This window comes from Acinetobacter sp. AS23, from assembly GCF_023612055.1.
GTDB classification, from domain to species: Bacteria; Pseudomonadota; Gammaproteobacteria; order Pseudomonadales; family Moraxellaceae; genus Acinetobacter; species Acinetobacter oleivorans.
The window spans coordinates 1,077,456-1,101,196 of record NZ_CP082274.1; the positions used below are offsets into that span (position 1 = coordinate 1,077,456).

General features: G+C 38.0%; 19 protein-coding genes. 15 read left to right on the forward strand and 4 right to left on the reverse strand.

What is annotated here, in order from left to right; all coding sequences use genetic code 11:
* Positions 1-66 precede the first annotated feature (66 nt).
* The gene (gene fabR, locus K6I41_RS05035) at positions 67-762 is read right to left on the reverse strand and encodes an HTH-type transcriptional repressor FabR (protein ID WP_107882831.1); all 696 of its coding nucleotides are present in this window, start codon (positions 760-762) and stop codon (positions 67-69) included.
* A 140-nt stretch (positions 763-902) separates the two neighbouring features.
* Between fabR and K6I41_RS05040 the strand changes: the two genes are divergently transcribed.
* Together K6I41_RS05040 and K6I41_RS05045 are read left to right on the forward strand one after the other, a co-directional pair.
* Positions 903-1,970 carry a ferredoxin reductase gene (locus K6I41_RS05040; protein ID WP_250375315.1) on the forward strand — a complete coding sequence of 356 codons (1,068 nt, stop codon included), beginning with the start codon at positions 903-905 and terminating at the stop codon, positions 1,968-1,970.
* A gap of 12 nt (positions 1,971-1,982) precedes the next feature.
* Positions 1,983-3,077, forward strand: a complete 1,095-nt coding sequence (locus K6I41_RS05045) for a fatty acid desaturase family protein (RefSeq protein ID WP_004790847.1) — start codon at positions 1,983-1,985, stop codon at positions 3,075-3,077.
* A gap of 35 nt (positions 3,078-3,112) precedes the next feature.
* On the opposite strand, the gene K6I41_RS05050 is transcribed toward K6I41_RS05045, so the two are convergent.
* Complete coding sequence (locus tag K6I41_RS05050) at positions 3,113-3,577, reverse strand: hotdog fold domain-containing protein (RefSeq protein WP_250375316.1); 465 nt, start codon at positions 3,575-3,577, stop codon at positions 3,113-3,115.
* Positions 3,578-3,695: 118 nt separating this feature from the next.
* Between K6I41_RS05050 and K6I41_RS05055 the strand changes: the two genes are divergently transcribed.
* Positions 3,696-4,319, forward strand: a complete 624-nt coding sequence (locus tag K6I41_RS05055; RefSeq protein WP_250375317.1) for a TetR/AcrR family transcriptional regulator — start codon at positions 3,696-3,698, stop codon at positions 4,317-4,319.
* 60 nt (positions 4,320-4,379) lie between these two features.
* Here the strand turns inward: K6I41_RS05055 and K6I41_RS05060 are convergent, their stop codons facing one another.
* On the reverse strand, positions 4,380-5,081 hold the full coding sequence (locus K6I41_RS05060; protein ID WP_198306991.1) for an SIMPL domain-containing protein: 702 nt from the start codon (positions 5,079-5,081) through the stop codon (positions 4,380-4,382).
* 466 nt (positions 5,082-5,547) lie between these two features.
* Here K6I41_RS05060 and K6I41_RS05065 point away from each other — a divergent pair, with 466 nt between their 5' ends.
* The 3 genes from K6I41_RS05065 to K6I41_RS05075 all read left to right on the forward strand — a co-directional run bounded on the left by K6I41_RS05065 (position 5,548) and on the right by K6I41_RS05075 (position 10,172).
* Entirely contained in the window at positions 5,548-6,921 is a 1,374-nt protein-coding gene (locus K6I41_RS05065; protein WP_004790853.1) for a diaminobutyrate--2-oxoglutarate transaminase, read from the forward strand.
* A 2-nt stretch (positions 6,922-6,923) separates the two neighbouring features.
* Positions 6,924-8,456: a pyridoxal phosphate-dependent decarboxylase family protein gene (locus K6I41_RS05070; RefSeq protein WP_013197139.1), complete on the forward strand. Its 1,533-nt coding sequence runs from the start codon at positions 6,924-6,926 to the stop codon at positions 8,454-8,456.
* A gap of 285 nt (positions 8,457-8,741) precedes the next feature.
* Positions 8,742-10,172, forward strand: a complete 1,431-nt coding sequence (locus K6I41_RS05075) for an aldehyde dehydrogenase family protein (protein WP_250375318.1) — start codon at positions 8,742-8,744, stop codon at positions 10,170-10,172.
* Positions 10,173-10,242: 70 nt separating this feature from the next.
* On the opposite strand, the gene K6I41_RS05080 is transcribed toward K6I41_RS05075, so the two are convergent.
* On the reverse strand, positions 10,243-10,728 hold the full coding sequence (locus K6I41_RS05080) for an Lrp/AsnC family transcriptional regulator (protein ID WP_004643588.1): 486 nt from the start codon (positions 10,726-10,728) through the stop codon (positions 10,243-10,245).
* A 134-nt stretch (positions 10,729-10,862) separates the two neighbouring features.
* Between K6I41_RS05080 and K6I41_RS05085 the strand changes: the two genes are divergently transcribed.
* The 9 genes from K6I41_RS05085 (at position 10,863) to blp2 (ending at position 23,710) form a co-directional block, all read left to right on the forward strand.
* Positions 10,863-12,584 carry an alpha-keto acid decarboxylase family protein gene (locus tag K6I41_RS05085; RefSeq protein WP_250375319.1) on the forward strand — a complete coding sequence of 574 codons (1,722 nt, stop codon included), beginning with the start codon at positions 10,863-10,865 and terminating at the stop codon, positions 12,582-12,584.
* A 140-nt stretch (positions 12,585-12,724) separates the two neighbouring features.
* Complete coding sequence (locus K6I41_RS05090) at positions 12,725-14,104, forward strand: amino acid permease (RefSeq protein WP_250375320.1); 1,380 nt, start codon at positions 12,725-12,727, stop codon at positions 14,102-14,104.
* A 476-nt stretch (positions 14,105-14,580) separates the two neighbouring features.
* Complete coding sequence (locus tag K6I41_RS05095; protein WP_013197143.1) at positions 14,581-15,612, forward strand: substrate-binding domain-containing protein; 1,032 nt, start codon at positions 14,581-14,583, stop codon at positions 15,610-15,612.
* Between the two features lie 99 nt (positions 15,613-15,711).
* Positions 15,712-17,091, forward strand: coding sequence for a phosphate ABC transporter permease subunit PstC (gene pstC / locus K6I41_RS05100; protein WP_005307309.1), 1,380 nt, complete (start codon positions 15,712-15,714; stop codon positions 17,089-17,091).
* On the forward strand, positions 17,088-18,485 hold the full coding sequence (pstA, locus tag K6I41_RS05105; protein ID WP_250375321.1) for a phosphate ABC transporter permease PstA: 1,398 nt from the start codon (positions 17,088-17,090) through the stop codon (positions 18,483-18,485). The genes pstC and pstA overlap by 4 nt, the downstream gene beginning before the upstream one ends.
* A gap of 13 nt (positions 18,486-18,498) precedes the next feature.
* Entirely contained in the window at positions 18,499-19,401 is a 903-nt protein-coding gene (gene pstB / locus K6I41_RS05110) for a phosphate ABC transporter ATP-binding protein PstB (protein WP_005307307.1), read from the forward strand.
* A 146-nt stretch (positions 19,402-19,547) separates the two neighbouring features.
* The gene (gene sohB, locus K6I41_RS05115) at positions 19,548-20,510 is read left to right on the forward strand and encodes a protease SohB (protein ID WP_049837203.1); all 963 of its coding nucleotides are present in this window, start codon (positions 19,548-19,550) and stop codon (positions 20,508-20,510) included.
* 138 nt (positions 20,511-20,648) lie between these two features.
* Positions 20,649-21,266, forward strand: a complete 618-nt coding sequence (locus K6I41_RS05120; RefSeq protein WP_250375322.1) for a cytochrome b/b6 domain-containing protein — start codon at positions 20,649-20,651, stop codon at positions 21,264-21,266.
* Between the two features lie 245 nt (positions 21,267-21,511).
* Positions 21,512-23,710 carry an Ig-like repeat protein Blp2 gene (gene blp2 / locus K6I41_RS05125; protein WP_250375323.1) on the forward strand — a complete coding sequence of 733 codons (2,199 nt, stop codon included), beginning with the start codon at positions 21,512-21,514 and terminating at the stop codon, positions 23,708-23,710.
* Positions 23,711-23,741 lie beyond the last annotated feature (31 nt).

Genomic DNA, 23,741 nt, shown 5'->3' on the forward strand with positions numbered 1-23,741 from the left:
ATTGGAAAATAGAGGAGTTAGATGTAAAAATGGCCTGTTTATTAACAAGCCATTCATTAGATAATTTTAACGAATTTCTGCTTCATCCAAATGCCGAGCACCTTCTAAAATCATTCGAATCATAATCATCGTTTGCTCAGCAACTTCTGCACGTTGATGAATTGGAAGATCAATCACTTTAGCGCCCATGTGAAACACAAGTTGCGTAATTGCTTTTGCAACAAGATCAGGGTGATATAAGTGGTTATTATTTAAATGCTCTAGACGAATTAAATCTTCTTGTAGTTCTTGCTGGAAGAAGTTTAATTGGCGATCAACAGCAGCTTTATAAGAAGTAGAACCTGTAAAACCTTCGCGTAGTAATAAACTTAAATTACCTTCATCGGCATCGAGCTGCTGGAGAAAAATATCGACAGAACTGCGAATAATACTTTCTTGCAAGGAAGCACGTAGGCGAGCCTGCCGGATAATTTTACGTAAGACGATACCTGCACGGTCAATTAAAGAAATTGCTAACTCATCAATATCTTTAAAGTGTCGATAGAAACTATTTGGCGCAATGCCAGCTTCTCGTGCTACTTCACGTAAACTTAATGAAGCAATACTCTTTTGTGGGCCAATCAGATTTAGAGCAGCCTGAAAAAGTTCTTCTTTAGTAATTGTCGCTTTTCTTCCCACAGAACGCGTAGCTGTTTTAATTTCAATGACATCTTGTTGTTGAGGTGTGTCATTCAGGTTCTGAGAAAGTGAAGATTGGGTCATGCTGTTCAATATATTTGTAAACTCTCAGGATTATAGCCTTAGAAGCTGAACTTGTGAAATTGTAATTAAAAGTACGGGTGTATATACAAATATATATACATGTGTATAATAATTAAAAAAGAGCGACAGAGCGTCCATCTATGCAAGTAATCGAAAAGAGAAATTCTCTATTCAATTCATTGACACAAGCCATCTTTGATAAAGAAATGGCTAACTTCTGGCTACAAAAAGTTAATCCTTTATGGTCGGTAAAACATGGGCTTGTTCAAATTGTAAAAAAAGAATTTGTCGCTCATGACATGGTGAGTCTTACATTAAAATGTAACCGTTTAGTGAAAGTAGGTGTTGCTGGTCAGCATCATCCTGTCATTGTTGAAATTGCTGGTCGTCGTTATGAACGTACTTATAGCTTGACGCAAATTGATGAACAACATTTACGCTTAACGATTAAAAAAGTGGCTGATGGTATTGTCAGTAACTGGTTTATGACTGAAAGCCAAATTGGTGATGTTTTTGAGCTTGGTCAGCCTTATGGTGACATGCAACAAAACATCAAAACACCGAAATTAATTATGCTAGCTGCGGGTAGTGGTATTACCCCAATGTTGAGCTTAGTCACTGCAATTAAACAAAGCCAGCAGTTAGATAAAGTTCAAGTACAGCTTTTATATTGGGTAAAGCAACGCTCTGATGCAGCTTTTGTTGAATACTTTGAAAAAGTTGCAGAGCAATTCCCAAATTTTAGTTATCAGGTTTTCTATACACAAGAAACACCAAATGATGAACGTTTAAATGCAGAGCATTTAGCATTAGTAGATGATTTGGAAAATAGCACCATATATGCATGTGGACCTTCTGGTTTCGTTTCAACAGTGGAACAGCTTTTTGAAAAAGCACCGACTGTATTAACAGAAGCTTTTAGCTTAACGCGTGATAGTACGGCTGAAGTTGGTTATGTAAATGTCACATTAACCCAGTCTAATAAGATTATTGCAATTCCAAAAGGCGAATCAATTTTGGTGAGTCTGGAACATGAAGGCCTTAAGCCAACACATGGCTGCCGTATGGGAATTTGTAATAAGTGCGTTTGTAGTAAAGCTCAAGGTTCTACACGTAACTTACTCAATGGTAGTGAAAATACCGAACCAAGCCAATTACTCAAAATTTGTGTGAACTCAGCACAATCTGATCTAGTTATTGATCTTTAAGAGAGAACTTTTATGAATATGCCAGTGAAAGTCGAATATTTTAAAAATCCTAAAAATCGCGATTTGACTCCAGCAGAACTTGACGCATTTGCAAAAGAGCTTGATCAGATCAAACAAGAAGTATTGGATGATTTGGGTGAGAAAGATGCTAAATATATCCGCCGTGTCTATGCAGCAGTTCGTTACAGTAGTTTTCTAGGCCGAGCTTGTTTATTTGCAGGTTGGTTCCCACCAGCATGGATTTTAGGAACAGGTCTATTAGGCTTTTCTAAAATTATGGAAAACATGGAACTTGGGCATAATGTGATGCATGGCCAATACGACTGGATGAACGATCCTAAATTTAATGGTCAAACCTACGAATGGGATACGGTCGGTACTTCTGATAACTGGCGCCAAACGCATAACTATAAACATCACACATATACCAACATTAAAGGTATCGATGATGATATTGGTTATGGTTTACTTCGTTTATTCCCAGAGCAACGTTGGAAACCTGGTTTCTTGCTTCAACCCGTTTATAGCATTCCATTTTGCTTATTGTTCCAATGGGGCGTAGCGATTCAGAACCTTGAAATTGGTCGCGTTCTTTACAAGCGTAAGAGCATGGCTAAATTCTTGGAAGAATTGAAACCAGTAAATAAAAAGATTGGTACCCAGCTTTTCAAAGATTACGTTTTTTTCCCATTAATTGCAGGGCCAGCGGCATTACCTGTATTGACAGGAAACTTGGTTGCGAATGGTCTTCGTAATATCTGGACGTTTACGATTATTTTCTGTGGTCACTTCACAAAAGATGCAGAAGTATTTCCAAAGTCTGTTTTACAGGAAGAAAGCCGTGGTCACTGGTATATGCGCCAGATTCGTGGTTCTTCAAACTTAAAAGGTTCAGAAGCATTACATATCTTAAGCGGACATTTGAGCCATCAAATCGAGCATCATTTATATCCTGATGTTCCTGCGCGCCGTTATCGCCAAATGGCTCCAAAAGTTGAAGCTGTATGTAAAAAATATGGTCTAAATTACAACAATGCTAGTCTGGCTAAACAGTTTGGACAGGTTGTGGGTCGTATCTTTAAATATGCTTTACCCTTTAAAAAATAATCAAGAAAAGCCCTGATCAGTTCAGGGCTTTTTTATTATTTCTTTTTAGAAATCCACATGGTAATTATAGCTTGAAAGACTTTTTCTTTCTGGGAATCATAGATTTCTACATTTACTAAATATTCGCCAGCTTTATCCCAGTCATAATTTTTTTCTACAGGCGTTGCAACTGCAATTAAGTCTGTTTCTGCTTTTTTCAAATATTCGACAGTCATACCTTTAGGAATCCAGCGATGAGTAGAAGGTACAGTGACTTCGGTCATTGTTCCACCTGCAAGCTCGGCCATATTACACATCGCAATCGCATGAACTGTTCCAATATGATTGAGAACAGATCGTTTTTTCTTAATGGCTATTTCACAATAATTAGGTTTTAACTCAATAAATAGCGGCGAAATACTGCCGAAATAAGGTGCTTTTAAACATAGCATGCGTGAGAAAGTCCATTTTCCTTTCGGAAAAGTAGACACTTTGTTCCAAAGTTCTAAAGTGGTTGCCATGATTTAAAGCTCCATATTAATAAAAAAAGAATTATATTCTTTAACAGAATATAATTCTGTTTACAAAAGTGAGTCAAGTCATTCAGAATATCTCCGATAACTGGTTAGGGAACAAACAATGCAATCTGCACAAGAGTTATTAGAACGGTTATATCCAGGCAGAAGGGCTGCTTTAAAAAGACAGATTTTATTAGATGCCTTGTCTTGTTTCTTAGAGAATGGAATTGAAACCACTAGCATTGAAATGATTCGTTCGAAATCTGACAGCAGTGTAGGGGCTATTTATCACCACTTTAAAAATAAAGAAGGGATTGTTGCGACTTTATTTTTTGCAGCTTTAGATGACCAAGCGGCATTAAGAGATGAATATTTGGAGGGTACAAAATCTCTTCAAGAAGTGTTATATGCTTATATTCACAGCTATGTTGATTGGGTTAGTGGACAACCTGAGTTTGCTAAATTTTTAATATCTGCTCGTTTTAGTGTGATGCAGGGGGAAGATCAAGAACGTCTTGTTCAGAAAAATAAATTAAGAAATCAAAAGATCTTTAGTGAAATTTCAAATTATGCTGAGGCTGAGTTTTTAAAATTTATACCGCATGAGTTATTACTTTCACTAGTCATTGGGTCTACAGAAAACTACTGCCGTGCGTGGTTATCACAACGTGTTCCTTCAAATCCTAAAGTTTATAAAGATATTTTGGCGAAAGCTGCTTGGGATTCTTTGCAAAATTTGAGTTAAGTTTTTTGATTCATACATAAAAAAGCCGCATATTTCATGCGGCTTTTTTAGCTCAAGCAATTATTTAAATTGAATTGAACCGTTTGCATTGACAGTAATTTTAGACTCACCAGCTGCCATGTCTTGAGCTGGTGCAGCTTCGGCCATAGCAAACTTAGCCATACTCGCTCTCATTACAGGCTGAGGAAAATAGTTGTTGGTATTTAAGTTTAAGTTAACAAGCGTGTATTGGCTTTTATTCCATGCTTGAGTCAACATTTGAGCACGCTGTTGAAAGTTTTTAGAAGCTTCGACCATCAAATCATTTTCAACTTTTTTACGTTGCTCATCTGAAACCGTAAAATTAATCGATTGAGTTTGGAAGCTTTGTTGCAATTCATTGACTAACTGGCTTGCTGCTTTAAAGTCTTTACTTTCAAGACGAATTTCAGCGCGGCCACGCCATTCTTTTAGCTTATTACTATCGTTATCGTAAATTGGGTAAGTGCTTTGAGCACCAGTTTCCACTTTTACTTGCGGATATTTACGAGAAACGGCAAGTGCCTGATTCATCAATTGATTAATCTGATTTGAAAGTTCGGCTGGTTGTTTGTTACTTTTTTCAATATATAAAGTTGCATGCATTTCATCATTAGAAACTTGACGAGAAGCTTCAGCTTGTACATTCACAATATTATAGTTCAAAGCATTATCATCCTGAGCAAAAACTAAAGGGCTAAGGAGAGAACCTAAAAGAAGGGTTGAGGCAGCTAAAGTACGCATAATTTTTTCCTTTAAAAATTAATATAAATTTAATTTTTTTCATTAAGAAATGTTAAACATAAGTTATGCATAACTTTTGCAGATTTTGTGGCGTATTTGTAATATTTAGATCAGTTTTTTTAAATTTTGGTAAATATAAAATCTTTTAAAAATAAATACTTAAAAATAAAGTGTGTCAATGTAACTTAAAAAATCAAAGTAATATAAAAAAAGAATATTTTCTTTAGGTTGTCACATAGTATGATGATAATTCATCTTAACTATTGGGATGATACATTTTTTCAATAAGATTAGATGAGTAAAGTACATAAAAGACGTTTTTTTTCTTGTAAAATTAGGTATCATCGCGCTCCTAGTTACAAGATATAAAATAAGTGTCTTTACTAGTTCTATAAAGCACCGAGTCAAAGGACCAAAAGTCACCAGACTTATTTCTTTCTACCCCTATCAGAGATGGTAATCCGATATGAGCGTTACTTCCGTTAACCCTGCCACTAATGCTACTAACGAATATTATTTGACTCGCCAAAGTCAAATGGAATCAAATGTTCGTAGCTATCCACGTAAATTACCGTTAGCGATAGCGAAAGCACAAGGATGCTGGGTTACTGATGTTGAAGGTACAGAGTACCTTGATTGTTTAGCTGGGGCAGGTACATTGGCTTTAGGTCATAATCATCCTGCGGTGATTCAAAGTATTCAAGATACATTGGCAAGTGGTTTGCCATTGCATACTTTAGACTTAACCACACCTTTAAAAGATGCATTCACTGAAGCATTGTTAGCATATTTACCTGGTGGTAAAGAAGAATACTGCTTGCAGTTCTGTGGTCCTGCTGGTGCAGACGCAACTGAAGCAGCAATTAAACTTGCTAAGACTTACACTGGCCGTAGTTCAGTGATCAGTTTCTCTGGCGGTTATCATGGTATGACCCATGGTGCACTTGCTATGACTGGTAACTTAAGTGCAAAAAATGCAGTTAACGGTTTAATGCCAGGCGTGCAATTTATGCCATATCCGCATGAATACCGCTGCCCACTTGGTTTAGGTGGTGAAGCTGGTGTTGACGCTTTAACTTACTTCTTTGAAAACTTTATCGAAGATGTTGAAAGCGGTGTAACAAAACCGGCTGCTGTTATTCTTGAAGCGATTCAAGGTGAGGGCGGCGTAGTTACAGCTCCAGTAAAATGGTTGCAAAAAATCCGTGAAGTGACTGAAAAGCACAACATCGTTTTAATTTTAGACGAAGTTCAAGCTGGCTTTGCACGTTCAGGCAAAATGTTTGCATTTGAACATGCAGGTATTGAACCTGATGTTGTGGTAATGTCTAAAGCAGTAGGTGGTGGTTTACCACTTGCAGTATTAGGTATTAAACGTAAATTTGATGCTTGGCAGCCTGCTGGTCACACTGGTACTTTCCGTGGTAACCAACTTGCTATGGGTACAGGCCTTGTCGTATTAAAAACGATTACTGAACAAAATCTTGCTCAAAATGCGCAAGAACGTGGTGATTATCTACAAGCTGAATTTAAAAAATTAGCTCAAGAATTCCCATGTATCGGTAACGTACGTGGTCGCGGTTTAATGATCGGTGTTGAGATCGTTGACGAGCGTAAACCAGCTGATCGTATTGGTTCACATCCTGCTGATTCACAATTAGCTGCTGCGATTCAAACTGCTTGTTTCAACAATAAATTATTGCTTGAAAAAGGTGGTCGTAACGGTACAGTAATTCGTTTACTTTGCCCGCTTATCATCACTCAAGAAGAGTGTGTTGAAGTAGTTGCTCGCTTTAAGAAAGCAATTGCAGAAGCATTGGTTGCAGTACGAGGCGCATAAGTATGGTGGATTTTGCAGAACATCGTAAAGCGTTACTCTGCAATGATGCACAATCCATTGCTGACTATGAGTCAGCAATGGGCGAAGCGGTAAAAGCCGTTTCAGCATGGTTGCAAAATGAAAAGATGTACACAGGCGGTAGCATTAAAGAATTGCGTTCAGCAATTTCTTTCCAACCTTCAAAAGAAGGTATGGGTGTACAAGAATCACTTCAACGTATGATTGAGCTTTTCTTAAATAAAAGCTTAAAAGTACATCATCCACATTCATTAGCACATTTACACTGCCCAACCATGGTGATGAGCCAGATTGCGGAAGTGTTAATCAATGCAACTAACCAGTCTATGGACTCATGGGATCAAAGCCCAGCCGGTTCATTAATGGAAGTTCAGCTCATTGATTGGTTGCGTCAAAAAGTTGGTTATGGTTCTGGTCAGGCAGGTGTTTTCACTTCTGGCGGTACTCAATCTAACTTAATGGGTGTGTTACTTGCTCGTGACTGGTGCATTTCGAAAAACTGGAAAGACGAAAACGGTAATCCGTGGTCTGTACAGCGTGATGGTATTCCAGCTGAAGCAATGAAAAACGTCAAAGTTATTTGTTCTGAAAATGCACATTTCTCTGTGCAAAAGAACATGGCAATGATGGGCATGGGCTTCCAGTCAGTTGTGACTGTTCCTGTGAATGAAAATGCACAGATGGATGTAGATGCTCTCGAAAAAACGATGGCGCATTTGCAATCAGAAGGCAAAGTGGTTGCTTGTGTTGTTGCGACAGCAGGTACAACTGATGCTGGTGCAATTGATCCATTGAAGAAAATTCGTGAAATCACGACGAAATATGGTTCATGGATGCACATTGATGCGGCATGGGGCGGTGCATTAATTCTGTCAAATGACTACCGTGCAATGCTTGATGGTATTGAGTTGTCTGACTCGATTACCCTCGACTTCCATAAGCATTACTTCCAAAGCATTAGCTGTGGCGCGTTCTTGTTAAAAGACGAAGCGAACTACCGTTTCATGCACTACGAAGCTGAATACTTGAACTCTGCTTATGACGAAGAACATGGTGTACCAAACCTTGTTTCTAAGTCATTACAAACGACTCGTCGTTTTGATGCATTGAAATTGTGGATGACAATTGAGTCGCTTGGTGAAGATCTTTACGGTTCAATGATTGACCATGGTGTAAAACTTACTCGTGAAGTTGCAGATTACATCAAGGCAACTGATGGTCTAGAGCTTTTAGTTGAACCACAATTTGCTTCAGTATTGTTCCGTGTTGTGCCACAAGGCTACCCAGTTGAGTTTATCGACAGCTTGAACCAAAACGTAGCGGACGAATTGTTTGCACGTGGTGAAGCAAATATCGGTGTAACAAAAGTTGGTAATGTACAGTCATTGAAGATGACAACATTAAGCCCTGTTGTGACATTCGAAAATGTTAAAAACCTTTTAGGTCAAGTATTGGCTGAAGCTGACCGTATTAAAGATGCGATTGCTTCTGGTAACTATGTACCACCAATCGACTAATTGAGTTGATAACAAAAAAAGCCTGGCTTCTTGCTGGGCTTTTTTATTACAGATTCTTTTATTCAAAATGTGTATGAGTAAATAGAAATATGCACAAACCATGCATATTTTTCAAAAACAAAAATAATTATGCATGATCTATCTTATGCAAATTTCTTATTGTATTGGTATGTCCCCAATATTTTTGGTCACATTGATATATCAATATCGTACTTACTTTAAATAATCCCGTTTTAACTGAAAAAAGTAAGTGGCTGTAATTACAATTAAGACAAGGAAGAAGAAATGCAACAAGTTAATGTGCTTAATGAATTTAAACTGATTATTAACGGTCAATCTTGTTCAGGTGAACAGGGTGAACTAGAAGTTATTAACCCTGCTACAGGTCTAACAGCCGCACGCTGTGCAAAAGCATCGGTTGAGCAGGTGAATCAAGCAGTGAGTACAGCTAAACAAGCCTCTAAAGCTTGGCAACAAGTTTCACATGATGAACGTAAATCAATTTTAAACAAAATTGCAGATGGTATTGAAAAGCACGCTGAAATGCTTGCAGAGCTGGTTGTGCTGGAGCAAGGTAAACCACTGGCACTCGCGCAAATGGAAGTGCAGGGTGCAATTGGTTGGACTCGCTATGCCGCTGCTATGGATTTACCTGTTGAAGTAATTGAAGACAGTGAAACCAAGCGTATTGAACGTCATCGTCAGCCATTAGGTGTGGTGGCTTCAATTACTCCGTGGAACTGGCCTCTCATGATTGCGGTTTGGCATATCATGCCTGCTTTACGTGCGGGTAACGTTGTGATTAGTAAACCTTCTGAATACACACCGCTATCAACTTTGCGTCTATGTGAAATCATTCAACAAGAAGTTCCAGCGGGTGTCATTTCAATTGTGGTAGGTGCTGGTGAGATTGGTGAAGCACTCTCTTCACATCCAGATGTGCAAAAAGTCGTATTTACGGGTTCAACTCGAACAGGTCAGCACATTATGGCTGGTGCAGCTCAACAGTTAAAACATTTAACATTAGAGCTCGGCGGTAATGACGCGGGTATTGTACTGCCTGATGCAAATATCGATGAAATTGCAGCTAAGATTTTTAATATGGCATTCTTGAACGCTGGTCAAACGTGCGCGGCCTTAAAACGTTTATATGTACATGAAAGCCAATATGAAGCTCTATCTCAAAAGTTAGCTGATATTGCCAATGCTCAAGTTGTGGGTGGTGGAATGGAGTCTTCTACAACGTTTGGTCCCGTGCAAAATCAAATGCAATATAACAAAGTGAAAGCGCTTATTACTGAAGCTATAGAGCAGGGTGCAAAAGCGCTTTCTGGTCACCAGCACTTACCAGAGCAGGGCTACTTTATTGCGCCAACTATTTTGACTGAAGTGTCTGACTCTTGCAGAGTGGTCCAAGAAGAACAATTTGGTCCAGTGTTGCCTGTTTTAAAATATACAGATATCAACGATGCAATTGCCCGTGCTAATGACAGCGAGTTTGGTTTGGGTGGTTCAATTTGGTCTTCTGATATTCAAGCTGCTCAAACTTATGCGACTCAGCTTCAATGCGGTACTGTTTGGATTAATACCCATGCAGAAGTCCTGCCTCATGCACCTTTTGGTGGCTGGAAAATGTCAGGATTAGGTGCTGAGTTTGGTTTAGAAGGTTTACTTGAAAATACGATCGGGCAAACAGTCCATATCAGTAAAGTCTAAATATTAATTCTAAGGCGGATGATAGATCCGCCTTTTTTATTTTAAATTATCTTATTAAATATTAATCTGCTTAAGTCGTGTGATGGTAACCGTGACCTTTAGGTTTGATTAAAAAATGATTCTGTTCTTTGATTTTTTTCAGAACAATGTAAGACTTTATGTGACCAATAAAATTATAAGAAAGCAATCTTTCGGTTACAAATTGAGAAAGCTGTTCTAAGTTTTCAGCAACGACTTTTAAAATAAAATCCGCATCGCCACTAATTGAAAATGCATCTTGAATGTTATCTTCCGCTTCAATAAGTTCTTGAAATGCCTGCTGAGATTTTGCCTCGTGTGTTCTTAAATTAATGTGAATCATCGCTGTGACTTCCAGCCCTAGAGCTTGTTGCTGGATACGGGCTGTATAACCTAAAATTATGCCTTTTTGCTCAAGTAGCTGTCTTCTTCTAGAACATTGAGAAGCAGATAAACCGATTAAATCTCCAACTTCCTGGTTGGTGAGCCGTCCATTCTTTTGTAGTGCCTGAATGATTTGCCAGTCGAACTTATCCATTGCATAAAATCCTTTTATGATACACAAATCATGTATTTTTCTTAAAATGCGTTTTCATTATGCACGAAATCTAAAAGGTAGATGAAATATTATTTTTCTATGGAATAAAAATTGGTCTCAAAGGATATAGAGCAATGTTCATAGAAATCGGTGACTTTTTAAATCTTCGTTTAAAACAAATGGGTATCCAACATCTTTTTGGTGTACCTGGTGATTTTAACCTCTCATATCTCGAACAAGTTGAAGCAGATCCGGAACTCGAATTTATCGGAAATTGTAATGAATTAAATGCTGCCTATGCAGCTGATGGTTATGCACGAATTAACGGTTTTTCTGCCTTGGCAACTACTTATGGTGTAGGTGATTTAAGTGCGATTAATGGCATTGCAGGTGCATATGCAGAAAATGTACCTCTTATTCATATCTCAGGTATTCCGCCTTTACATGCAGTTCAAAAGGGCACTTTAATTCACCATACCCTTGTCGATGGTAACTACGACAATATTATGAACTGTATGAAAGAGTTCACAGTTGCTCAAACACGTTTAACTCCTGCCAATGCAGCTTTTGAAATTGATCGTGTATTACGTCAGTGTTTCCTTGAACGTCGCCCTGTGCACATCCAGTTAGCGGGAGATATTACTCACGTTAAAATTGAAGTTACTGACCGCCCACTTGATTTAAGTTATCCATCTGTTGAACCAGACTTATTGCAAAGTGTGGTAAGCAAACTTTGTGACATTTTGAACAATGCAAAAAGTCCAGCACTTCTTATTGATAATGAAGCTTCAGTTTTTGGTGTAACTTCGCTTTTAAATGATTTATCTCAAAAATGCTCAATTCCATTTGCGGGTATGAATACTGCAAAAAATATTATGGATGAAGGCTCACCTCGTTATATTGGAACTTATGTGGGTGGGGCAAGCCAACCGCATGTGAAAAATATTATTGAGCAATCTGACTGCCTAATTGGTATTGGTGCACGATTTACAGATGTTGGTTCAGCTGTATTTACTCATCAAATTGAGACCAAGAATTACATTGAAATTAAATCTTATGGTCTGAACATTTTCGGGCAAGATTTTCCGGGTATTGAAATTGGACAGTTACTTGTTGAGCTAAATAAAAAAGTTGCACCACGTAAATCGTCAATGCCTCTTCTTGAAAAACAGCCACAGAAAGTAATTGAAGCCCCAGCCCAACAAAAGCTAAGTCAAGATGTGCTTTGGAACTACATTTCAGGTTTCTTAAAAGAAGACGATGTGATTATTGGTGAAGTCGGGACATCAAACTCTGCTTTGTCTGGTATAAAACTCCCTGCAACAGCTAAATATATTGCTCAGCCGCTTTGGGGTTCAATCGGTTATACCTTGCCGGCTTTACTTGGTAGCTTGTTGGCAGCTCCTGAACGCCGTCAAATTTTGTTTATTGGCGATGGTTCTTTCCAGCTTACGGTACAAGAGCTTTCTACAATTATCCGTCACGGTTTAAAGCCGATCATTTTCTTGCTGAACAATGGCGGCTACACCATTGAGCGCTTAATTATGGGTGAAAACGCAGCCTATAACGACGTGCAAAATTGGAAATACACCGAAATTCCTGCGGTATTTAACGGTAAAAAAGGCCATACCACTTATGTGGTTGAAACTGCCGGACAGCTTAGAAGTGTTTTAGACAATGTTCATTTAAATGATCAGTTAACTTTTATTGAATTAAAGCTACCAGCAATGGATGCGCCAGTAAGTTTGAAAAAATTTGCTTCTGTCATCGCGCGTTTTGATTACGGCGATCGTGGCTACGAAATTTTAAAGGAGCGTTCCCAGCCTATTAAATGTAAGGATGCAAGCTCGTTTTAAATAGAAGATAGGACAAGTCTTCTTAAAATTAAATGGACTCATATTAAAGCAAACGTATTTCCGAAGGTCGGTTTCTGGCCTTCGGATATGGTGCTGAATAAAGGTGTACAGGAAGTGACACCAACATTGGAGATAATGTTATGGATGCAAACAATAAGCACGAGTTAAAACAAGGCTTATCCAATCGGCATATTCAACTCATCGCACTCGGAGGAGCGATCGGAACAGGGTTATTCTTAGGTCTTTCTCAAACGATTAAACTGGCAGGTCCTTCAATTTTATTAGGATATGCAATTGCCGGAATTATCGCTTTCTTAATTATGCGTCATTTAGGTGAAATGGTTGTTGAGGAACCAGTAAGTGGTTCTTTTAGTTATTTTGCGAACAAGTATTGGGGCAAAATGGCTGGTTTTATGTCTGGTTGGAATTACTGGGTGTTGTATGTGCTGGTAAGTATGGCTGAACTCAGTGCAATTGGAACCTTCATTCAGTTCTGGTGGCCTGAAATTCCGACTTGGCTGACTGCTTTATTTTTCTTTATTTTAATTAATGGCATTAACTTAGTGAATGTCCGCTTTTTTGGGGAATCCGAATTCTTATTTTCCTGCATTAAGATTATTGCAATTTTAAGCATGATTGGTTTTGGTACTTATCTCTTATTTACAGGTTCTGCTGGTCCGCAAGCAGGTATTGCAAATTTATGGCAACACGGTGGCTTCTTCCCGCACGGGATTCACGGTTTTGTCATGGCTTTAGCCGTTATTATGTTTGCATTTGGTGGTCTAGAACTTATTGGTATTGCTGCTGCTGAAACGAAAAAACCTGAAACCACTATTCCAAAAGCAGTGAACCAAATTGTTTATCGTATTTTAATTTTTTACATCGGTGCTATTGGGATCTTACTGTGCCTTTACCCTTGGAATATGGTGGCAGAAGGCGGTAGCCCATTTGTCATGATTTTCCAGTCATTAAACAGTAATGGTGTTGCGAATGTTCTTAACTTTGTAGTCTTAATTGCTGCTATTTCGGTTTATAACAGCTGTATCTATTGTAATAGTCGTATGTTGCATGGTTTAGCAGAGCAGGGCAATGCTCCGGCAATTTTGAAAAAAGTAAACAGCCGTGGTATTCCAGTTCCAGCAGCGGTTGTTTCTGCATCAATCACAGCAATATGTGTGGTCGTAAATTACCTAATTCCTGGACAAGCCTTTCAGCTCTTTATGATGCTTGTTGTGGCTGCACTTGTGATTAACTGGCTCATGATTTCAGTCACACATTTGAAATTTACCAAAGCAATGAAATTGCAAAAACGTCAAACTAAGTTCCAAAGTATTATGAGTCCATGGAGTAATTATTTAACCATTAGCTTTGTATGTTTCATTCTTATTATTATGGCAATGACGCCAGATATGAGATTGGCCGTTATTTTGGGTCCAATCTGGCTTGCTGTTTTAGCACTGATGTATTTCTTCAAATACCGCAGAAAAATGGTCGCAATGCCAGAAGTGCAATCGAATTAATCCACTAAATTTACAACGATATTGCGGTTACCTTACATACGGTAGGTAACCCTTTATCTTTTGTCATATTATTTTCATGTTACAAAGAAATTATTATCTATCGCAATTTTTGATCAGAATTTTAGTAATAAAATTATTTTTAGTAGTAAAAGTAAAAATATAGTTAAATTATCGATTTTTAAAATAATTATAATATCTTTTGGTTTTATATTTTATGAATCCTTAAAATCTATATTTTTAATTAGTGTCATAATAGAGACTAATATACAGAGTAAAATATCTGCTTAAGTTGAATTAAATATTTGATAACAGATAAAAAATAATAATGTGACAATTAACAATATCGAAATCATTAAAGCGTCATCATACTGTAACTTAATTGTCATATTTTCTATTCACAATGCAGCTATCGAAGAGCGTACAAGCACTCAACAAAAAGTGACGTACAACCTATTGCATTAATGAGAGAGAACAGAATGCGCTTAAATCCACGTCAAATCGCAATTGCGTTAGCAGTAACTGGGGCAGCTGTAACAACGACTGCAAATGCAGCTCGTGATACGATTCAAATTGCTGGTTCTTCAACTGTACTACCATTTGCCAGTGTTGTAGCTGAAGAGTTTGGTAATACATTTCCTCAATTTAAAACTCCTGTAGTTGGTTCTGGCGGTTCTTCTGCTGGTTTGAAACAATTCTGTCAAGGTGTTGGCGATAACACAATCGACGTTGCTAACGCTTCTCGTAAAATTAAAAGCACTGAAATTGAAGCTTGTAACAAAGCTGGTGTAAAACAAATTCAAGAAATCAAAATTGGTTACGACGGTATCGTATTTGCGTCTAACTCACACAAAGCAGCTTATAAATTAAAACCTTACCATGTGTTTGCTGCTTTAGCTGCACAATTACCTTCAAATGGTAAATTGGTTCCAAACCCATATACAAACTGGAACCAGATTGATAAATCACTTCCAAATGAACCAATTACTCTTGTAATTCCTGCATCTAACCACGGTACTCGTGAAGTTTTCCAAGAGAAAATGGTTGATGCTGGTTGTGAAGCGTATGAATACTTCAAGAACTTAGATAAAGATGCTCAGAAGAAAGCATGTTCTACTTTCCGTAAAGATGGCCGTGTAATTGAAATTGCTGGTGACTATACAGAAACTCTAGCTCGCTTAAAGACTTCTCCAAGTGCAGTAGGCGTGTTTGGTTTAAGTTTCTATGATATGAACCGTGACAAGTTACGTGTAGCAACTGTAAATAACGTTGTTCCATCTGAGAAAACTGTATTGAACGGTACATATCCTGTGTCTCGTCCATTATTCTTCTATGTGAAAGGCGAACATTTAAAATCAGTTAAAGGCTTACCGCAATATGTAGAATATTTCGTAAGCAAAAAAGCAACAGGTAAAGGCTCTAAAGCTGAACGTGATGGCTTAATCGCAATGTCTGATGCTGAACGTGCAAAAGTATTGGCTGACTTTAAAGCAGGTAAAACTGTTAAATAAGTTAGTTTGAATAGGGGCTGGTGATCTTGAGAGTTCATCAGCCTTTTTGTCTAACTTGTTTTTCCAAATTATGACAATTGAGAAAACAGTGGAGAGTACATGAATCTGCTACTTATCGGTGTGTTGTTAGCCCTTGTGGCAATCGCATATCAACTTGGGCTGAGAAAGAGCCGTAGCCTAGCAGGTAAGGGAAGCAACTCGGCGACATTACATTCTCGTCCTGGTTATTATGGTGCACTGGTTGGTCTTTGGTGCGGTATCCCTGCTTTTTTAATTTTGATCATTTGGAGCTTGGTTGAACCAAGTATTTTAAATCATATTATCTTTAATAATATTCCTGCATCTGTAAGTGCATCACTTGATGAAGCTGGCAGAAGTGTCTTGATTGATCGTGTTCAAGCGATTGCTTCAGGTTTTGGGGTAAGTGATAAGCCGGCAGCCTATGAATTAGCTGCTGCACAACAGTTTGCAAAATTTCAAACCATTGGCTCTTTTGCCAAATTTGCTGTTGTAGTTTGTGCAGCTTTATTAGGTTTAGTGTGGGCAAAGAAAAAGATTAATCAACAATATCGTGCACGTAACCAAGTTGAACGTGCGATTAATGTTGCTTTGATTTTATGTTCTGGTGTTGCGATTTTAACAACCATCGGTATTGTGATGTCGATGTTTGGCGAAGCAATGCACTTCTTCCGTTTTGTAAGCCCGCTTGATTTCTTCTTCGGGACAGAGTGGAATCCGGGCTTTAGTACTTCGGGTAATGCAGAAGGTAGTTATGGTTTATTGCCATTACTCTGGGGCACACTCATGGTCAGCGGCATTGCTTTATTAGTTGCCGTACCCATTGGATTAATGATTGCCATTTATTTAGCTGAATATGCTTCCCCGTGGTTACGCTCGTGGGCAAAACCAACAATTGAAGTTTTAGCGGGTATTCCAACAATTGTTTATGGTGTGTTTGCCATGATGATTATTGGACCATTTTTCAAGACAGCTGGTGCTTACGTTGGTCTTGAAATTAACGCGACCAGTGCTTTAACTGCTGGTTTCGTGATGGGGATTATGATTATTCCGTTTGTTTCTTCTTTATCAGACGACATTATTACCCAAGTACCTCGTGCCTTACGTGACGGTTCTTTAGGACTTGGAGCAACTAAGTCAGAAACAATTCGACAAGTCGTTTTACCTGCTGCGTTACCGGGTATTACTGGTGCCTTTTTATTAGCTGTCTCTCGTGCCGTAGGGGAAACCATGATTGTGGTTTTGGCAGCAGGAAACAGTCCACTTTTACATGCAAATCCATTTGAAGCTGTTTCGACAGTGACCGTTACGATCGTAAAACAGTTAACTGGTGATACTGACTTCGCCAGCCCACAAGCTTTGGTTGCATTCGCGTTAGGTCTGACACTCTTTGTGATTACCTTATGTTTAAACATTGTTGCACTGTACATTGTGCGTAAATACCGTGAGCAATACGAATGAGTACATCAAATACATCGTCTCCTATGGATCAGAACGTATTTGATCCACAAGCTGCTGCTCAAGCACGTGATCGCCGTAAAAAAGTGATTGAAAAGTCATTGGCTAAACGTCACCGTAAAGAAAAAGCTTTCCGTTTTGCTGGTTTATCGGCAGTTGTTATTGGTCTTGCATTCGTAGCGCTATTGTTTAGCAGTATTTTGGCAAAAGGTTTACCTGCTTTTTGGCAAACGAGCATGAATGTTCCAATTTATTTCGATCCGAAAGTAATTGATGCAGGTCCAGTACCTGTACGTACTCAAGGTGAAACACCTGCTCATTACCAAGAGCGTTATATCGATTGGCAAACTAAAATGGGTATGGTGGATTGGGATGGCATTATTGTAAATGGAATGATTGCCAAAGATCCTGCACTTGCTAGTGAACGTGATTACTTAAGTAGTCTTTATGCAAGTTCAGAGGCTTATCGTTTACGTGACATGGTTTTTGCAGACCCATCACTCATTGGTAAAAAAGAAAATATTAATTTCTTGGGCGATGCCAATGTTGATGTCTGGTTAAAAGGTAATATTGACCGTTCATTGCCAGATGATCAGCAACAACTTGAACCAGAAGTACGTAAACTTGCGGATGAACTAAAAGCAAAAGGTGTTCTTGAAAATACGTTCAATTTGAACTTATTTAAGAATCCGGACTCTCGTAGTTCACCAGCAATTAGTGGTCTTGCTGGTGCATTTATGGGTTCATTATTCATGATGCTGATTGTGATCATTATTGCGATTCCAATTGGTGTTGCTAGCGCAATCTATCTTGAAGAATTTGCTCCAAAGAATATTGTCACAGACATTATTGAAGTTAATATCAATAACCTTGCTGCTGTTCCTTCAATTGTGTTTGGTTTACTCGGTGCGGCAATTTTTATTGGCTGGATGCATTTACCGTTATCGGCTCCGTTAGTTGGTGGTTTAGTTTTAAGTTTGATGACATTACCAACAGTCATTATTACGACACGTGCTTCATTAAAAGCAGTGCCACCTTCTATTCGACAAGCCGCACTTGGTTTGGGAGCTTCTAAGTTTCAGACCATTTTCCACCACGTTTTACCATTAGCTTTACCAGGCATTATGACCGGCTCAATTATTGGTGTTGCTCATGCGCTTGGTGAAACTGCACCTTTACTTTTAATTGGAATGAGTGCATTCGTTGCAAGTATTCCAGCAACACCATTTGATCAATCAACTGCATTACCTGTTCAAGTTTACTTATGGCAAGGTAATGAGTTGCGTAACTTCTTCGAAGGCCGTACTGCCGCTGCGATTATCGTACTACTTGCACTAATGATTGGTTTAAACAGTCTTGCAATTTGGTTACGTAAAAAGTTCGAAGTGCGTTGGTAATAGAGGATAAATAATGAATACTATTGATATTACGAATTCCTTAGAAAAGGATAAGTTAGTGAACACTGAACAATCTCAATTTACAGATAAATCGCAGAATCATGGCACTTCGTATGTTTCGCATTTTGAACCACAAACTTCAAAAAAGCAGAACTCAACTGAAATCAAAATTAGTGCGCAAGATGCCCATGTTTATTATGGTGATTTTGAAGCGATTAAAGGTATTGACCTCGATATTTACAAGAACGAAGTTATTGCTTTTATTGGACCGTCAGGTTGTGGTAAATCGACCTTTCTTCGTACGATAAACCGTATGAATGACACCATTGATGGTTGTCGTGTGACAGGTAAAATTACACTCGATAACCACAATATTTATGATCCAAATCTTGATGTCGTATTATTACGTGCTCAGGTTGGTATGGTATTCCAAAAGCCAAACCCGTTCCCTAAAACTATTTTTGATAACGTAGCTTATGGCCCTAAACTTCATGGTCTAGCACGCGATAAATATGATCTTGAAGAAATTGTTGAAAATAGCTTACGTAAAGCAGGTCTATGGGATGAAGTGAAAGATCGTTTGAATCAACCGGGTACTGGTTTATCAGGTGGTCAGCAACAACGTTTATGTATTGCTCGTACAATTGCAGTAAGTCCTGAAGTGATTTTGATGGATGAGCCATGTTCTGCGCTTGACCCAATCGCAACAGCAAAAATCGAAGAATTAATTTCTGAATTATCAACGCAATATACAATCGTTATTGTGACTCACTCAATGCAACAGGCGGCACGTGTGTCTGATCGTACTGCTTATTTCCATTTAGGTGATTTGATTGAAGTTAACTCAACTGAAAAAGTCTTTACTCAACCTGACCATCAGTTGACGGAAGCTTATATTACTGGACGATTCGGTTAATTAGTCATTCATATAAAAAAAGAGCTATGTGCTCTTTTTTTATTTTATAAATGAAAATGACTCTATTTTGCAAAAACGCTATTGAATTTTAATCAAAACGACCACATCTTAAGGCTATAAAAGATAACTTATGAGCTTAGAATTTTATGTTATTCCATTTGCCTAAACTCCCTGCAGAAATACGTGTTAGTCATTTAAATGCACGTGTAAATGAACAGAGAAAAAAAATTGCACAAACAACTGCAAGCCGTTTAGAACTTTTACAATTGGCTCAACAACTTGCTAAAGAAGCTAAAATTCGCCGTAAAAACAATCAGAAAATCTTTGTTTTAGATTTTAAGGGTGATATCCAAGCCTCAGCAGTTGAAAACTTGCGAGAAGAAATTACCCTCATTTTAGCAACTGCTAAAGCTGGCCGTGACCGTGTTGTGGTTCGCCTTGAAAGCCCTGGGGGCATGGTACATGGTTATGGTCTAGCAGCAGCTCAATTGGTACGCTTACGCGATGCAGGTTTCCATCTGACGATTTGTGTAGACAAAGTAGCAGCAAGTGGCGGCTATATGATGGCATGTATTGCAAATGAAATTATTGCAGCGCCGTTTGCTATTGTGGGTTCAATTGGTGTGGTTGCTCAAGTTCCAAACTTTAACCGTCTTTTAAAACAACATAATGTGGATTTCGAGCTTTACACAGCAGGGCAATATAAGCGTACTGTCACGATGTTTGGTGAAAATACCCCTGAAGGTAAAGCGAAGTTCGAAGAAGAGCTTCAACAAACTCATGTGTTATTTAAGCACTTTGTAGAAAAGTACCGTCCACAACTTAATGTTGATAAAGTCGCTACAGGTGAGCATTGGTATGGTGAAGATGCGCTAGAGCTAAACCTTGTTGATAAATTACAAACATCTGATGAGTATCTATTGGCGTTATTACCACAACATGATGTTTATGTAATTAATACACGTAAGAAAGCGACTTTAGGTGAAAAGTTAGGTTTACAAGCAGCTCAAATGGCAGATAGCTTGATTCCGGCTGTAATGAATAAAGTTGCAGACACGTTGGCCAAAGCCAATTCAACCTTAGTACAAATGCGTGATACTAGATTTTAATTAAGCTAAATTTTGAAATAGAGAGTGCCTGTAAGGGTGCTCTTTTTTTTATGTGAGTGATGAGAGAAATTTGATTAATATTTGTTTAAGTTTCTATTGTAAAAGTTATAGTTAACTTTTCACTTCTGAGTTTTTGTGATGTCAAAAACATGGCCACACATTGATATTCTCATACGTATTTTACATATCATTATTATGCTTGGTTTTATTGGTGCTTATTTCACAGGAGATAATGAAGATCTGCACCAAGTCCATATGATGTTTGGTTACTTACTTCTTATTAGTATTACTGCGCGAGTGATCTGGCATTTTTTGAGTCCACGTATTTCAAGTACAACACCGTTCGGTATTAAAAAGCGAAGTAACATAGCGATAAATGCGATTAAAAAATCCTTAAGTCATTCAAACTTTAAGAGTATTTTTTCTAAAAATTCAATTCATTCAATCAGTGTTGCACTTTTTCAAACTTCAATTGTACTTATATTTCTCGTGATTCCAATTGTGGTGGGGTTAGGGTATGCGACTGAGCATGTTAATTTTTCTTTGAAAGACCTACACGAATTTTTTGCAAACTTGTTTTTAGCTTTGGTTTTATTGCATGTTTCAACTCTTATTCTAAATAGCATTTTTGCAAAACGTTTTCAGGGCTGGAGTATGCTAAAAATGACCTTGTCAGATGCGAAAATAACTAAATTCGCTGCTTTATTTCTTTTGATTGTAATAGGCACTTTTAGCTTCTTTTACTTACAAATGTAAATGATGGCCTTAATATATGAGAGATTTAATAAATAATCGAACAGGGTGAAATTTAAGGTTGATATGGGCTTTATGAGAAATAGATATTTTAATTAAAAGTCAAAAATAATTATTGATAAACATGCTTTTTGAATTGTGATAAACACATGGTTTTGATATTTTAAACAGCAATAAAATAGCTTTTAGATGAATCATTTAAAAAGTTAGACATTTAAAAATATAACTGAAATTCAGGATAGGAAATAATGACAAGAATAATTGTGGCATCCAAAGAGGGTTTGGACGTTCTACAAGATGGTCAGCTCAATAAAGTGGTTTTAAACCAACCAGCAATCATTCAAATTGGTGTAAGTCAAAAAGATATAGCATCGATGGAAAAGCAAGGTGGAAGTCTTATCATCCATTTAAAAAATGGTGAAACCCTTGTTTTAGAAAATTTCTTTAATGAAGCAACAAATACAACAGACCATTCACTTGTTTTTCCGACTGAACACGGAAAATTTGTTGAAGCCCAATTCGACGCACAAGGTAAGGTGATCGACTATACAGGTTTAAACCATGTCACAGATTTAGCCTATACAAGCACTAGCCAACCAGCTTCAACAATGGCGGTTGATGATTCTCCAACTTTTTCGATGGGCAATGTGTTAAAAGCTGGTTTAGCAGTTTTAGCTGCTGAAGGTTTATATTTGTGGGCTTTTGATAAAGATGACAAAGATGATTCTTCAGGACCTGTAGATATCTTGGCACCTGCTGCACCGACTGCTACAGTTGCCGATGATACCGTTACGGTTACTGGTAAAGCAGAAGCAAATGCAAAAATTTATATTAAAGATGCTGCTGGTAATACGGTCGCAACGGGTGTTGCAGATGCAAGTGGTAATTTTACAATTAAACTAGATAAGCCTTTAGCAAATGGAAATAAATTAAATATTTTAGCTGAGGATGCTGCGGGTAATATTTCTAAACCAGGTCTTGTAACTGGTACTAAAGACACAATTGCGCCAGATGCTCCTCAGGCTCAATTAAATGAAGATGGTTCGATCTTAGATGGTAAAACTGAAGCGAATGCTACTGTAAATGTCTATGATGCTAGCGGAACATTATTAGGAACTGTAAAAGCAAACTCAGAAGGAATCTTTTCTTTAAAGCTAACTCCACCTTTGACGAGTGAAGCTGGTGGTAAAGTCATTGCTCAGGATGCTGCCGGAAATAAATCTGAAGCAACACCCATTTTTGCAGGTAAAGATACTATTCCGCCAGCAGCTCCTTTAATTGAAGTAAATAAAGAAGGAACAGTGGTTGAAGGAAAAACAGAGGCTAATGCAAAAGTTCAGATAAAAGATGCTGATGGTAAAGTCATTGGAACTGGTACGGCAAATGCGCAAGGTGAGTTTCAAATTACGCTTTCTTCTGCCTTAAAAGAATCACAAAAGGCGACAATCATTGTTGAAGATGCAGCAGGGAATAAATCTAAGCCTTTAGAAGTCACTTCTGGCTATGACACCATAGCGCCAGATAAACCTACAGCTCAAGTGAATGCAGACGGAACTTCAGTTACTGGTACAGCTGAACCCAATGCAAAAATAGAAATCAAAAACTCAGCAGATAAGGTTATTGGTACTGGAACAGCAGATGCGAATGGAAAATTTACAATCGCGATTTCTCCTGCTTTAACCGATAGCTTAAAAGGTTCAGTAATAGCAACCGATAGTTCTGGAAATAAATCTACTGCGCTGGAAATTGTTGGGAGTGATAAAGATACGATTCCACCTGCTAAGCCTGTGTTAAGAGGTTTAGATGATGATGTAGGGCCTCTAAAAGGAGCAATTACAGCAGGTTCTGAAACCGATGATGCTAAACCAAAATTTACTGTTCAAGTTGAAGCTAACGCAACCTTAACTATTTATGATAATGGAGTCGCAATTTCCATTCTTAAAGTTGGTCAAGTAGATGCAAATAAATATTGGTCATTTATGCTTGATAAAGATTTAGCCATTGGTAAACATACGATTACTTTCGTGCAAACAGATGTAGCTGGGCTGACGAGTGAAGTGAGTTCACCATTTACCTTTTATGTCGTCGCACCAAAAGTGGCGAGTACGAGTGAAGTTGTCAGTAGTGATGTAAATGAAGTGGTTCCTTCTGTGGCGGATAGTGTCGGATTAAATACATTAAAGTTAGCGCAAACTACAACCAATGAAACGACTAGTCAGCAGCAAAAATCTGTGGCATTAGATGATTTATTAAAAAGTTCTTCAACGGATGCTTCTGACCCAATCGCAAAAATTTTATCTGCAACAGACTCTAAACCTGTAGTGAATGAGCAGAGCGAAGTAAATAATACAGCGAGTGATGTCACAACGAATCTAGAACAGCTTCTACCAAATACGACTTCTTCAGATTTATCAAATCTGTTAGATCAAACTTATTCAGTCGTCTAAAAAATTTTTAAAAAAAGCGCTCATTGAGCGC

Excerpts from the sequence above, each read along its gene's own strand:
- fabR (WP_107882831.1), bottom strand. The coding sequence starts at position 762 with ATGACCCAATCTTCACTTTCTCAGAACCTGAATGACACACCTCAACAA.
- K6I41_RS05040 (WP_250375315.1), top strand. The coding sequence starts at position 903 with ATGCAAGTAATCGAAAAGAGAAATTCTCTATTCAATTCATTGACACAA.
- K6I41_RS05045 (WP_004790847.1), top strand. The coding sequence starts at position 1,983 with ATGAATATGCCAGTGAAAGTCGAATATTTTAAAAATCCTAAAAATCGC.
- K6I41_RS05050 (WP_250375316.1), bottom strand. The coding sequence starts at position 3,577 with ATGGCAACCACTTTAGAACTTTGGAACAAAGTGTCTACTTTTCCGAAA.
- K6I41_RS05055 (WP_250375317.1), top strand. The coding sequence starts at position 3,696 with ATGCAATCTGCACAAGAGTTATTAGAACGGTTATATCCAGGCAGAAGG.
- K6I41_RS05060 (WP_198306991.1), bottom strand. The coding sequence starts at position 5,081 with ATGCGTACTTTAGCTGCCTCAACCCTTCTTTTAGGTTCTCTCCTTAGC.
- K6I41_RS05065 (WP_004790853.1), top strand. The coding sequence starts at position 5,548 with ATGAGCGTTACTTCCGTTAACCCTGCCACTAATGCTACTAACGAATAT.
- K6I41_RS05070 (WP_013197139.1), top strand. The coding sequence starts at position 6,924 with ATGGTGGATTTTGCAGAACATCGTAAAGCGTTACTCTGCAATGATGCA.
- K6I41_RS05075 (WP_250375318.1), top strand. The coding sequence starts at position 8,742 with ATGCAACAAGTTAATGTGCTTAATGAATTTAAACTGATTATTAACGGT.
- K6I41_RS05080 (WP_004643588.1), bottom strand. The coding sequence starts at position 10,728 with ATGGATAAGTTCGACTGGCAAATCATTCAGGCACTACAAAAGAATGGA.
- K6I41_RS05085 (WP_250375319.1), top strand. The coding sequence starts at position 10,863 with ATGTTCATAGAAATCGGTGACTTTTTAAATCTTCGTTTAAAACAAATG.
- K6I41_RS05090 (WP_250375320.1), top strand. The coding sequence starts at position 12,725 with ATGGATGCAAACAATAAGCACGAGTTAAAACAAGGCTTATCCAATCGG.
- K6I41_RS05095 (WP_013197143.1), top strand. The coding sequence starts at position 14,581 with ATGCGCTTAAATCCACGTCAAATCGCAATTGCGTTAGCAGTAACTGGG.
- pstC (WP_005307309.1), top strand. The coding sequence starts at position 15,712 with ATGAATCTGCTACTTATCGGTGTGTTGTTAGCCCTTGTGGCAATCGCA.
- pstA (WP_250375321.1), top strand. The coding sequence starts at position 17,088 with ATGAGTACATCAAATACATCGTCTCCTATGGATCAGAACGTATTTGAT.
- pstB (WP_005307307.1), top strand. The coding sequence starts at position 18,499 with ATGAATACTATTGATATTACGAATTCCTTAGAAAAGGATAAGTTAGTG.
- sohB (WP_049837203.1), top strand. The coding sequence starts at position 19,548 with ATGTTATTCCATTTGCCTAAACTCCCTGCAGAAATACGTGTTAGTCAT.
- K6I41_RS05120 (WP_250375322.1), top strand. The coding sequence starts at position 20,649 with ATGTCAAAAACATGGCCACACATTGATATTCTCATACGTATTTTACAT.
- blp2 (WP_250375323.1), top strand. The coding sequence starts at position 21,512 with ATGACAAGAATAATTGTGGCATCCAAAGAGGGTTTGGACGTTCTACAA.